Origin of the sequence: Streptomyces sp. M-16 (assembly GCF_052114405.1) — a bacterium.
Taxonomy (GTDB): domain Bacteria; phylum Actinomycetota; class Actinomycetes; order Streptomycetales; family Streptomycetaceae; genus Streptomyces.
In genome coordinates this window covers 1-12,443 of the sequence record NZ_JBFRER010000168.1, presented here as the reverse complement: position 1 = coordinate 12,443, position 12,443 = coordinate 1, and the positions used below count along the sequence as shown (strand labels likewise).

General features: G+C 73.7%; 7 protein-coding genes. 3 read left to right on the top strand and 4 right to left on the bottom strand.

Annotated features, from left to right (window positions below):
• Window positions 1-471: 471 nt before the first annotated feature.
• Complete coding sequence (locus AB4039_RS39180) at window positions 472-1,008, bottom strand: MarR family winged helix-turn-helix transcriptional regulator (RefSeq protein ID WP_266840575.1); 537 nt, start codon at window positions 1,006-1,008, stop codon at window positions 472-474.
• A 124-nt stretch (window positions 1,009-1,132) separates the two neighbouring features.
• On the opposite strand from AB4039_RS39180, the gene AB4039_RS39175 reads away from it, so the two are divergent.
• Window positions 1,133-2,434, top strand: a complete 1,302-nt coding sequence (locus tag AB4039_RS39175) for an MFS transporter (RefSeq protein ID WP_266841778.1) — start codon at window positions 1,133-1,135, stop codon at window positions 2,432-2,434.
• 75 nt (window positions 2,435-2,509) lie between these two features.
• On the opposite strand, the gene AB4039_RS39170 is transcribed toward AB4039_RS39175, so the two are convergent.
• The gene (locus AB4039_RS39170; protein WP_266841777.1) at window positions 2,510-4,240 is read right to left on the bottom strand and encodes an ATP-binding SpoIIE family protein phosphatase; all 1,731 of its coding nucleotides are present in this window, start codon (window positions 4,238-4,240) and stop codon (window positions 2,510-2,512) included.
• Between the two features lie 132 nt (window positions 4,241-4,372).
• Window positions 4,373-5,791: an NAD(P)/FAD-dependent oxidoreductase gene (locus tag AB4039_RS39165; RefSeq protein WP_442273008.1), complete on the bottom strand. Its 1,419-nt coding sequence runs from the start codon at window positions 5,789-5,791 to the stop codon at window positions 4,373-4,375.
• Window positions 5,792-6,132: 341 nt separating this feature from the next.
• Between AB4039_RS39165 and AB4039_RS39160 the strand changes: the two genes are divergently transcribed.
• Complete coding sequence (locus tag AB4039_RS39160) at window positions 6,133-6,906, top strand: TetR/AcrR family transcriptional regulator (protein ID WP_442273007.1); 774 nt, start codon at window positions 6,133-6,135, stop codon at window positions 6,904-6,906.
• A gap of 566 nt (window positions 6,907-7,472) precedes the next feature.
• Entirely contained in the window at window positions 7,473-9,443 is a 1,971-nt protein-coding gene (locus tag AB4039_RS39155; RefSeq protein ID WP_442273006.1) for a sigma-70 family RNA polymerase sigma factor, read from the top strand.
• On the opposite strand, the gene AB4039_RS39150 is transcribed toward AB4039_RS39155, so the two are convergent.
• On the bottom strand, window positions 9,430-12,443 hold a 3,014-nt coding region (locus tag AB4039_RS39150; protein WP_442273005.1), incomplete at its 5' end, for an ATP-binding protein. The two genes, AB4039_RS39155 and AB4039_RS39150, sit on opposite strands and share 14 nt — an antisense overlap.

Genomic DNA, 12,443 nt, shown 5'->3' with positions numbered 1-12,443 from the left:
TGCCTGCAAGCATCACCCGAAGGCGACCTCACAGGTCTTTTTCAAAGGAACCTCATCCACCGAAGTGGACGGGGTATCAACTTCTGGCGTTGATTTTTGGCACGCTGTTGAGTTCTCAAGGAACGGACGCTTCCTTTGTACTCACCCTCKCGGGCTTTCCTCCGGGCTTTCGTTCTGTGTTCTTGCGTTTCCGACTCTATCAGATCCTTTCGGGCCTGACCCCCAGTCAGCGGGGTTTGTCTTCCGGGCTGTTGGGCCCTTCCGACTCCTGAACTCTAGCGGATTTCCCCGGCAACCGATAATCGGGCCTTCGGAAATGAATTCGGGCACGCCGAATTCGTTCCCAGTGGGAGATCGTGCTGAGTTGGGTGCCGCAACGAGGCGGCGGGATTCGTTGACGCCAGAACCTTCCGGCTCTGGGACAACTCGAAGAACCTTACGGATCAGCGAGGGCGGTGTCAACTCGGGCGATCAGGCCCGGGACTGGAGGTCTTCGACGCGGTCCAGGAGCCGGGTGAGCATGTCGCCCAGGACTCCGCGTTCCGCCGTCGACAGGTCCTGGAGCAGGTCCTCCTCGAAGACCGTGGCCGCGCGCATCGCGTCGAGCCACTTGCTGCGGCCCTCGTCCGTCAGCTCCACGATCACCCGGACGCGGTTGGACTCGTCCCGCTCGCGGGTCACCAGCCCCTCCGACGTCATGCGGTCGATCCGGTGGGTCATCGCCGCCGGCGTGAGGCCCAGCTGCTTCGCGAGTTCGCTCGGGCCCATCCGGTAGGGCGCCCCGGAGATGACGAGGGCCTTGAGGACCTCCCACTCCGCGTTGCTGATGCCCAGGGCCGCGGTCTGGCGCCCGTACGCGACGTTCATGCGGCGGTTCAGGCGGCTCAGGGCCGAGACGACCTTCTCGACCTGGGGGTCGAGGTCCTGGAATTCGCGCTGGTAGACGGCGATCTGCTCGTCGAGGCTCGGCTCGTGGACGGGCGTGGCGCCGTCGGGGGTGTCACCCATGGGTCGAAGTATCGCACGAGGTCGTTGGCGTCTAACTCCTTCGATGTGTAGAGTTAAGGGTCGAACTTTAGGTATGAAGTCTTCAGGCTTCAGTTATCAAGGCGGGTGAGAAGTGACCAGGGTGATGGGCGCTGCGATGCGGCGGATCCAGGCCGGGAACGCGCTGACCGCGTTCGGCATCGGCTTCACGGTTCCGTTCCTCTACATCTACGTGGCGCAGGTGCGAGGTCTGGGCTCCATGGCCGCCACGAGCGCGTTCGTGGCGTTCGCCCTGGGTGCTCTCGTCGCGCTGCCCTTCACCGGCCGGGTCATCGACCGACGTGGTCCGGTGCCCGTGGTCATGGGTGCGGCCGTGGCCGCCTCGGTGGGCGCGCTGTCGCTCGGGCTGTCCACGGGGATCGTGCCGATCCTGCTGTCGGCGCTGGCGCTGGGTGCCGGGCAGGCCGTGATGCAGCCGGCGCTGGCCACGATGATCGTGTGGTGCTCGACGCCGTCCACCCGGACGCGGGCCTTCGCCATGCAGTTCTTCATGCAGAACCTGGGTCTGGGCATCGGCGGTCTCGTCGGCGGTCAGATCGTCGACGAGAGCCGGCCCGGCAGCTTCACGCTGCTCTTCGGCATCGAGGCCGTGATGTTCCTGGTGCTGGCCGCGGTGATCGCCACCGTGCGGATGCCCCAGGTGGCGGGCCTCAAGGACGCCATGCCGAAGAAGGACGGGGCCCAGGCGGGCGGCGGCTGGAAGCGGCTGCTGCAGCACAAGGCGATGGTGCAGCTGTGCGTGCTGGGCTTCGTGCTGTTCTTCGCCTGCTACGGACAGTTCGAGTCGGGTCTGGCCGCCTTCGGGACCGAGGCCGCGGGAATCACCCCGTCCACCCTCGGGTTCGCGCTCGCCGCCAACACCGGTGCGATCGTCGTGGCGCAGTTCGTGGTGCTGCGGCTGGTGGAGAAGCGGCGTCGGACGCGGGTCATCGCGCTGGTCGGGCTGATCTGGACGGCCGCCTGGGTGATCGCCGGGTTCTCGGGGCTGGGGCACGGCAGCGCGGTCATGGCCGCGGGCGCGTTCGTGACGACGTACGCCCTCTTCGGGATCGGCGAGGCGATGCTGTCGCCGACGCTGGCGCCGCTGGTGGCCGATCTGGCTCCGGAGGGTTCGGTCGGGCAGTACAACTCCGCCTTCGCGCTGGTGAAGCAGATGGCGCTGGCGCTCGGGCCGCTGGGCGTGCCGCTGGGAGCCGGGATCCCGATGCTCTACATCGGGGTGTTCGTGGCGGTCTCGCTGGGCATCGCCTGGCTGGCGCTGCGGCTGGGCAGGCAGCTGAGCCCGGTGCAGGACAACCCGTCGCTGTCGCGGGTCGTGGCGCAGGGCGGGCCGGCGGTGGGCGCGGCACCCGCGACCGTCGTCGCTTCGGAGCCCGCGCACGTGTAGTCGTACGTATGCGGGTGCGTGGGGAGACATGGGGAAGGCCCCGGTCCTTTGGACCGGGGCCTTCGCCGTGTGCGGCTACTTGTCGGGGAGGGCGAACTCGCACCAGACGGCCTTGCCGCCGCCCGGGGTGCGGCGGGTGCCCCAGGACGAGGCGATGGTGGCGATGATCGAGATGCCGCGGCCGGTCTCGTCGGCCGGTTCGGCGCGGCGGCGGCGCGGGAGGTGGTCGTCCCCGTCGGTGACCTCGATGATCAGGCGTCGGTCGGTGCGGCGCAGGCGCAGGCGCATGGGCGGGGTGCCGTGCTGGAGGGAGTTCGCGACGAGCTCGCTCGCGGCGAGGACGCCGAGGTCGCAGAGCTCGGCCGGGAACCGCCAGGAGGCGAGGACGCCCTGGGCGAAGGCGCGGGCGCGGGGGGCGGCTTCGACTCCGCCGAGGAGTTCGAGGGCCGCGTTGTGGAAGAGCTCGGCGTCGGCGCCGGTGCGGGCGGGCTGCTGGAGGACCATGACGGCGACGTCGTCGTCGTGGTCCGCGTCCACGCCGAGGGCGCGCATCAGGCGGTCGCAGATGATCGCCGGGGTGCCCTGGGCGCCGGAGAGGGCGCGTTCGAGGGCGGCGACGCCTTCGTCGATGTCCTCGCCGCGGCGTTCGACCAGGCCGTCGGTGTAGAGGACGGCGGTGGAGCCGGGGCCCAGCGCGATGGTGCCCGAGCTGTGGAGCCAGCCGCCGGTGCCGAGCGGGGGGCCGGTGGGGTCGGCGGCGCGGCGGACGGTGCCGTCCTCGTCGCGGACGAGGATGGGGAGGTGGCCGGCGGAGGCGTAGGCGAGGAGGCCTTCGTTGGGGTCGTGGACGGCGTAGACGCAGGTGGCGATCTGGCTGGCGTCGATCTCGGCGGCGAGGCCGTCGAGGAGTTGCAGGACCTCGTGGGGCGGGAGGTCGAGGCGGGCGTACGCGCGGACCGCCGTGCGGAGCTGGCCCATGACGGCCGCGGCGCGCACGCCGCGGCCCATGACGTCGCCGATGACGAGGGCGGTGCGGCCGGCGCCGAGGGTGATGACGTCGTACCAGTCGCCGCCGACGGCCGCTTCGGTGCCGCCGGGCTGGTAGGTGGCGGCGACGCGGAGGTCGTCGGGCTGCTCCAGTTCCTGGGGGAGCAGGGAGCGCTGGAGGGTGACGGCGGCCTCGCGCTGGCGGCGTTCGCTGGCGCGGAGGCGGTCGACGGCCTCGGCGTGGTCGGTGACGTCGGCGAGGTGGACCAGGATCCCGCTGTGGTGGGGGTCGGGTTCGCCGTCGGTGGCGGCCTTGGGGAACTCCACGGGGGTGCAGGTGACGGTGTAGGAGCTGCCGCCGCCGGGGGCGGTGCGGTTCTTGGCCGTACGGGGCTTGCCGCTGCGTTGGACCTGGTCGAGGAGCGGGAGCAGGCCGAGGTCGCCGAGTTCGGGCAGGGCCTCGTGGGCCGGGGCGCCGGTGGTGCGGGGGCCGAAGCCGGCGGTGTAGGCGTCGTTGAGGTAGGCGACGCGGTGCTCGGGGCCGTGGACGAGGGCCACGAGGGCCGGGAGCAGGCCCAGGACCTCCTGTACGGAGAGCTCGTCGAGGGCCGGGACGGCGGGGAGCGGTGCCGTGCCGGTGCCGCGGACGGTGGGGTCGGCCGGGCTGCCGTCGGGGGGCGGGGCGGGGTGGGCGGCCGCGCCGCGGGCTGCCGGGACGGAGCCTTCACCCCGTTTGGCCTGGGCTGCGGCGTGCTCGTTCCGGGCGGCGGCGCGGCGCTGCGTTCCGGGAAACCGGGCGCTCCAGCGCGTGAAGTTCACTGCGTTCAAGCCTCTTGGTGTCGCAAGTGGTCGCTGTGTCGCTCGTGGTCGGTCTCTGGACGGAGGTCACTCTGTGCAGGCGTGAGCCCACCTATGGTCACACGTCCAGTGTGGCCGACCGCACTGACAACGTCAGCCCTGGCTGTCCTGCGGGGGGTCGGGGGTGGGGGGCGGCGGGAGGTGCGGACGGTGTCCGCCCGCGGCGAGTTCGAATTCTGCCCTGGGGTGTTCGAGGGAGCCGAGGGAAACGATCTCCCGCTTGAAGAGGCCCGAGAGGGTCCATTCGGCGAGGACGCGCATCTTGCGGTTGAAGGTGGGGACGCGGCTGAGGTGGTAGGCGCGGTGCATGAACCAGGCGGGGTAGCCCTTGAGCTTGCGGCCGTAGACGTGGGCGACGCCCTTGTGGAGGCCGAGGGAGGCGACGGAGCCGACGTACTTGTGGGCGTACTCGGTGAGGACTTCGTCGCGCAGGGCGGCGACGAGGTTGTCGGCGAGCTGTTTGGCCTGGCGGACGGCGTGCTGGGCGTTGGGGGCGCAGGTGGCGCCGGATTCGGCGGCGGTGATGTCGGGGACGGCTGCCGCGTCGCCGGCGGCCCAGGCGTGTTCGACGCCTTCGACGGTGAGGAAGGCGGTGCAGGCGAGGCGGCCGCGGTCGTTCTTGGGGAGGTCGGTGGCGGCGAGGACGGGGTGGGGTTTGACGCCCGCGGTCCAGACGATGGTGCGGGTGGGGAAGCGGGAGCCGTCGCTGAGGACGGCGACGCGGTTCTCGCAGGAGTCGAGGCGGGTCTCCAGGCGTACGTCGATGTTGCGGCGGCGCAGTTCGCGGACGGTGTAGGTGCCCATTTCGGGGCCGACCTCGGGGAGGATCCGGTCGCTGGCCTCGACCAGCACCCATTTCATGTCCTCGGGTTTGACGTTGTGGTAGTACCGGGCCGCGTAGCGGGCCATGTCCTCCAGTTCGCCGAGTGCCTCGACGCCGGCGTATCCGCCGCCCACGAAGACGAAGGTGAGGGCGGCGGAGCGGATCTCGGGGTCGCGGGTGGAGGAGGCGATGTCCATCTGCTCGATGACGTGGTTGCGCAGGCCGATGGCCTCTTCCACGGTCTTGAAGCCGATGCCGTAGTCGGCGAGGCCGGGGATGGGGAGCGTGCGGGAGACGGAGCCGGGGGCGAGGACGAGTTCGTCGTATTCGATCTCGATGTCGCCGGTGCCCTCCTCGGCGGTGGCGAGGGTGGTGACGGTGGCGGTCCGTTTGGCGTGGTCGATGCGGCGGGCCTCGCCGATGACGATGCGGCAGCGGTCGAGGACGCGGCGCAGGGGGACGACGACGTGGCGGGGGGAGATCGAGCCCGCGGCGGCCTCGGGGAGGAAGGGCTGGTAGGTCATGTAGGGCTCGGGTGTGACCACCGTGATCTCGGCTTCGCCGGATCTCAGCTTCCGCTGGAGGCCGAGCGCCGTGTACATGCCGACGTATCCGCCTCCGACCACGAGGATGCGCGCGGGGGGCGGGGTGCCGGGTGCGTCGCCCCGGGAGTTAGCAGCCTTCACCATCCCATGACGCAACGTGGCCGGGAGTTTGTCCACAGGCCCGGCACATTGTGTGACCGGTGAGGGTGGCGGGACGGGTCTGCCGCGGGAGTCGGACAGGGGGAAATGTTCGCAGGTCAGGGGCTACGGAATGGTTGATTCCGGAGACTTGCGACGGAAAAGTGGGGATGAATGCTCCGATCGGGCGGTGCTCCGTCCGGGGCTGCCTCTTCTGAATTGACTCTGGCTCAACTATGTTCGTATCTCGTCGAGGAGTAGGACCAGGGCCCCATGACCGTGGCCCCCCTCGACACGAAGGCGGGGAGTGTCTCCGGGGGGAGACAAATGATTACCGGGGGATACATATGCATATTTCCGATTTCCATGGCTCTGTCACCGCGCTGTCCGCGGAGAGCGGCGGCCGCGTGATGGCGGGCGCCACGACCCACGGAGTGGGCCGTTCCACGCCCCTGCGCGTCGACGCCCAGCGCAACCTCGAACACGTCCTGCGGGCCGCCCGCGAGGTGTTCGGCGAGCTCGGCTACGGCGCTCCGATGGAAGACGTGGCGCGGCGCGCGCGGGTCGGCGTCGGCACCGTCTACCGGCGGTTCCCGAGCAAGGACGTCCTGGTCCGGCGGATAGCCGAGGAGGAGACCGCCCGGCTGACGGAGCAGGCCAAGTCCGCCCTCGGCCAGGAGGAGGAGCCCTGGCAGGCGCTGTCGCGCTTCCTGCGGACCTCCGTCGCCTCGGGCGCGGGCCGGCTGCTGCCGCCGCAGGTCCTGCGCGTCGGTGCGGCCGATGAGGACGGGTCCGAGGAGGACGCCGCCGCGGCGCGTGTGCCGCAGCAGCGGCAGGCCGTCGCGGGCGGGGTGCCGGACCTGCGGGTCGTGGGCTCGCGGAGCTCCGTCGAGGACGAGCCGGCGGAGGACTCCGGGGCGGGTGCGCTGCTGGAGGTCGTCGGGCGGCTCGTGGACCGGGCCCGGGAGGCCGGCGAGCTGCGGGCCGACGTCACGGTGGCCGATGTGCTGCTGGTGATAGCGACCGCCGCTCCCGCGCTGCCGGACCCGGCACATCAGGCCGCGGCTTCGGCCCGGCTGCTGGACATCCTGCTCGAAGGGCTGCGGTCCCGGACGGTGTGAGCCGTGCCGGTGACCTGAGCCGTGCCCGGGGTGGCCTGAGTCGTTGCGAGCCGCGCCGGTGGTCTGAGCCGGTGTGAACCGTGCCGGTGGTCCCGTCCGGGAGGGCAGGGCCGCCTGCACGGACCGGCCGGGAGGACTGCCCGGGCGGTGCCGTGCGGGGGCTCCTGCGGGGGCTCCCATGCGGGGGCGCCGTACAGGAGTGCCGTGCGGGAGTGCCGTCGGGTTCTGCCGGTCCTCGGTTCCGCCGGGGTGTGGCGGGGTGTGGCGGGGTGGGTGACGGCGGGCCCCGGCGGAGTGGTCCGGGGACGGCTCGGGGCGCGGTGGTTCGGGGGCTTTCGGGGAGGGCCGGGCCCGGCGGGCGGGCGCGTTGCTTCCGGTCGGTTCGTCAACGGGCACCCGCGGGGCGGCAGTCGCTCGAACGGGTGAGGACCGTTTCGGTGGTGTCATCGAGTCGCCGGAACGTGCCCGGACGGGTGGATGCCGCGCAGAGTCATCCGGGGCACCGGCGCCGTGTGACACGCTGGATCGGTGTACCGGGCTGAGTGTGTCGTGCGGGGGCTTCCTCGATGAGCGTTGACGGGCGGGACGAGTCCCCCGGGGGTTCCGGCGGGGAGGCCGGGCCGGGGAGCCTGCCCCCGCGGCAGGTGCCGGCCCAGCGCGAACCCGGTGGACGGCACGCCGCTCCGCGGCCGGGTGGCGCCGATCTGCCGCCGTCCGACGCCGACTTGATCGCCCGGATGCGCGGCGGTGACGACGGCGCGTACGAGGAGCTGTTCCGCCGGCACTCCGAGGCCGTACGCCGCTACGCACGCACCTGTTGCCGGGACGGGCACACCGCCGACGACCTGACCGCCGAGGTGTTCGCGCGGACGCTCCAGGCGGTGCGGGGTGGTGCCGGGCCGGACCAGTCGGTGCGGGCGTACCTGCTCACCACCGTGCGGCGGGTCGCCGCGGCCTGGGGGAAGACCGCCCGGCGGGAGCAGCTGGTCGAGGACTTCGCACTGTTCGCGGAGCAGGCCGCGGCCGGTACCGAGGGCACCGGCGGGCTGGGCGGGCTGTCCGGTGGGGACGGCCTGGAACTGGGCGCGGACGTCCGGGCGATGCACGAGGCCGAGCGGTCGCTCGCCATGCAGGCCTTCCGGAGCCTGCCCGAGCGGTGGCAGGCCGTGTTGTGGCACACCACGGTCGAGGAGGCCTCGCCGAGTGCGATCGCCCCGCTGTTCGGGCTGAGCGCCAACGCGACGGCGGTGCTGGCCAGCCGGGCCCGGGAGGGCCTCAAGCAGGCCTACCTCCAGGCGCACGTGAGTTCCGCGCTCAGCGAGGGCGGCGACTGCGCGCGGTACGCGGACCGGCTGGGAGCCTATGCCCGGGGCGGGTTGCGGATGCGGGCGGAGCGGGGGCTGCGCAAGCACTTGGAGGAGTGTGCGAAGTGCCGGCTCGCCGCCGGGGAGCTGAAGGACGTCAACACGGGGATTCCCGCGCTGCTGCCGGTCGCGGTCATCGGGTGGTTCGCCGCCGGGTACGCCGCCAAGGCGGCCGGGGTCGTGGCGGGTGGGGCCGTCGCGGCCGGTGGGGCGGGAGCCGCTGCCGCCGCCGCGGGCGGTTCCTCCGCGGGGGCCGGTGCCGCGGGTACGGCCGGGGCAGGGGCGGCCGGAGGCACCGGGGGTGCCGGGGCGGGGACCGGGGGTGCCGCTGTCGCCGAGGGGCTCGGACTGCCCGCCAAAGCCGCCATGGCCGCCGGGTTGGCGGTCGCTGCGGCGGCCGGGGTGGTGTTCGCCCTCGCCGGGGACGAGCCCGAGCCRCAGGCCGCGGCGAAGCCCGCACCCGGGGTGGTGGCTCCGGCCGTGCCGAAGCCGCCCGCGTCCGCGGCTCCGGAGAGCGGTGCGCCGGGGGCTCCGTCGCCGGCCGCGCCGGGACCCGTACCGCAGCGGCGCTCTCCGGAACCTTCGGCTCCCGTGTCGGGGCCGCCGACGCCCTCGGCCCCGGCCCCGGCCCCGGCGTCGAAGCCGCCGTCGGCCTCGCCCGCGCCGGAGCCGAAGCCGTCTCGGACCCCGACGCCCACGCCGTCACCCGTCAAGCCTTCGCCGAAGCCCCCGGCGGCCCGGGAATTCCAGCTGGCGCGGCTCGGGCACTCCGCGTTCGGGCAGCACACCGGGCCGGAGGTGGAGACCTGGCGCAGCAGCTGGGTGTGGCAGCGGTGGGGGCTGGAGGTGGGCGGCCGGCGGTTCGGGCAGGGCGTCACGGTGAACTCCCGCTCCTCGGTGGAGATCGCCCTCAACCGGCAGTGCACCGGCTTCTCGGCGCGCGCCGGGGTGGACGGCCTGTCGCTGCCGACCGACGGGAAGCTGCGGTTCTCCGTCTACGGCGACGGGCAGCGGCTGTGGCGTTCGGGGGCGCTCGGTTACGGCGACGCCCCGGCGGACGTCCAGGTGTCCCTGGCCGGGCACGAGACGCTGCGGCTGGTGGTGGAGCAGGCCGGGCAGGAGCGCCTGCCGACGCTGGCGAGCTGGGCGGACTCGGTGATCAGCTGCCGCTGAGCGCGGTGGGGGCGGCGAGCAGGGCGGCCACATCGGCGGGGCTGAGGGTCCCGCCCTCCGCTTCCGCTGCGGCCTGACCGGCCGCCCCGAGCAGGGCGCGGATGCGGGCCGGGAGGCCCTCCAGGGCGGCCTCCTCGGGGACCGTACGGGGGTGGCCCGCGCGCCAGGCGGTGGCCGCCGCGAGGACCCGTACGCTCTCGGCCGGACGGTCGGTGTCCGCCAGCAGCAGGGCGGCGGTCTCGGCGAGGGCGGCCAGGAACCGCTCCGCGCAACGGGCCTCGACCGCGTCGGCGAGGCCCCGGGCGGCCGTGGCGAGGCCGGCTTCCGGGCCCTGTTCGCGGGCGAGGAGGACGGCCTCGACGGTGTCCAGCCCGGCCGCGAACTGCGGGGGTCCCGTGAGGCCGTCCGCCGCGGTGCGGGCGCCCTGCCATTCGGCGCGGGCCCGGGCGGTGTCGCCGCGCTGGAGGGCGAACATCGCGGCGAGGAGCCGGGCGAAGGCGGCGACGTCGTACACGCCGCCCTGCCGTTCGGCCTCCTGCTCGGCCTCGGCCAGGAGGCGCTCGGCGCCGTCGAGGTCGCCGCCGCTGTAGGCGGCTTCCGCGATGCGGGCGATGGCGAAGGGGGCCTCGGTGTGGGCACCGACCTCGCGGGCCAGGCGCAGGCACTCCTCGTACTCGGCGCGGGCGTCGTCGAACCGGCCGCGCGAGAGGGCCAGTTCCCCGGCGGCACTGGCGACTTGGGCGCGGGTCCAGCGGTCGCCGACCCGGGAGGCGATCCGGCGGAGCTCGGCGAGGTCGGCGTCCACGGTGGGCAGGCCGCCGGTCGTGTCGATGGCGGTGTGCGCGCGGAGCATGAGGATGACGCCGAGTTCCCAGTCCCCGGCATGGCGACGCGCGTTGGCGACGCCCCGGTCGAGGTCGGACAGGAAGTCGGGGGTCTGGCCGGTGAGGAAGCCCAGCGCGGGCCAGAGCATCCCCGGGAAGCGGGTGGACTCGGGCGACTCCCGGCGGAAGGCCTCCCGCATGCGGGTGGCGAGGGCACGGTACTCGGGGGTGTGGAAGTGGTCGCCCCGGTTGCTCTCGGCCAGCAGGAACATGTGGAGGATCCGCAGGCGCATGCAGTTCCAGTACGCGGGCGAGCTCTCGGGCGGATCCTCGGGGGTGCGGTCGAGGATCCGGCCGATCCATTCGACGCCCTCGACGCGGTAGTCGCGCAGCCACCAGAACCAGCCCAGGGAGAGCGCGATGCGCTGGGCGGCCTCCGTGGCGTCCGGGGCCTGCGGGGTGGCGGTGTCGAGGGTGGTGTCGAGGGTGGTGTCGAGCGCGGAGCGGAGGTTGTCGAGCTCGGTCTCGACGCGCCGGATCCAGGGGAGCTGGACCGCGGAGCGGATCAGGGGTTCGGCGTGCTCGGCGAAGGCGAGGTAGTGCGCGGCGTGGCGTTGGGCGGTGGCGCGCAGGGCGGCCGGGTCGGCGGCGGCGCGCTCGGCGGCGTACTCGTGGATGGTCTCCAGCATGCGGTAGCGCATGCCGGGCGCGGTCTCGTCCTCGTCGGGTTCGGCGAGGACGAGGGACTTGTCGACGAGTGAGCCGAGGACGTCGGCGACGTCGAGGGTGCCGTGGCCGTCGCCGTTTCCGTCGCCGTTTCCGTCGCCGTTTCCGTCGCCGTCGTCGTCGCCGTCGTCGTCGCCCGGCTCGGCGCAGACGGCTTCGGCGGCGGCCAGGTCGCAGCCGCCGGCGAAGACCGACAGGCGGGCGAGGACCGCCCGTTCGGAGGCGTCGAGGAGGTCCCAGGACCAGTCGACGACCGCGCGCAGGGTCTGCTGGCGGGGCAGCAGGGTGCGGGCTCCGCCGGTGAGGAGGCGGAAGCGGTCGTCGAGCCGGTCGGCGATCTGGCGCGGGGTGAGCAGCCGCAGCCGCGCGGCGGCCAGTTCGATGGCCAGCGGCAGGCCGTCGAGGCGGGCGCAGATCTCGGCGACGGCGGCGGGATCGTCGGCGGGGGTGAAGCCGGGGCGGGCGGCGGCGGCGCGCTCGGCGAAGAGCCGGTGCGCGGGGGCGGGCGGCAGGGGTTCGAGGGGACGCAGGAACTCGCCCGGCACGCCGAGGGGTTCGCGGCTGGTGGCGAGGATGCGGACGCCGGGGCAGTGGGTGAGGAGGCGTTCGGCGAGTTCGGCGGCGGCGCCGATGACGTGCTCGCAGTTGTCGAGGACGAGGAGCAGGCTGCGGTGCGCGCAGTGCTCGACGAGGAGGTCGGTGGGGTCGGCGGTGGTGGCCTTCTCGCGGGCGACGAGGCTGCTCTCGCGCAGGCCGAGGGCGCTGAGGACGGCGCCGGGTACGGCGGCGGGGTGGTCGAGCCGGGCGAGTTCGACGAGCCAGCCGGAATCCGGCTGGTCGGCGGCGGCGTGCTCGGCGAGCCGGGTCTTTCCGGAGCCGCCGGGGCCGGTGAGGGTGACGAGCCGGAAGCGGGCGAGGTCGCCGGCGAGCGCGGCGAGTTCGGGCTCGCGGCCGACGAAGGAGGTCAGGCGGGGGCGGAGGTTGCCGCGGGGCTGCGGGGGCGGGGGCGGTGGGGCCTGGAGCAGCTCCGCGTGCAGGGCGCGGAGCCGCGGGCCGGGGTCGGTGCCGAGGCCTTCGGCGAGGTCGCGTCGAGTGCGCTCGTACGCGGCGAGCGCGTCGGCGGGGCGTCCGGCGGCGCGGAGTGCGCGCAGCTGCTGGGCGCGCAGTTCTTCGTCGTACGGATGCTCGTGGATCAGCGCCTCGATCTCCGGCAGGAGTGCGGCCGGTGCGGTGGCGCCGCTGTGCAGGTCCGCCTCGACGCGGTCGCGCGCGGCGCGGGTGCGGCGGGCCTCGGTGGCGGCGGCGAGGGAGGTGCGGGCGGGCTCGGGGAGGTCGGCGAGGGCGGGGCCGCGCCAGAGCGAGAGGGCCTCGCGGAGGGTGGCCGCCGCGGCGGCGGGGTCGGCGGCGGGCGCGGCGAGCTGCTCGGCGCCGAGGGCCGCGAGCCGGGTGA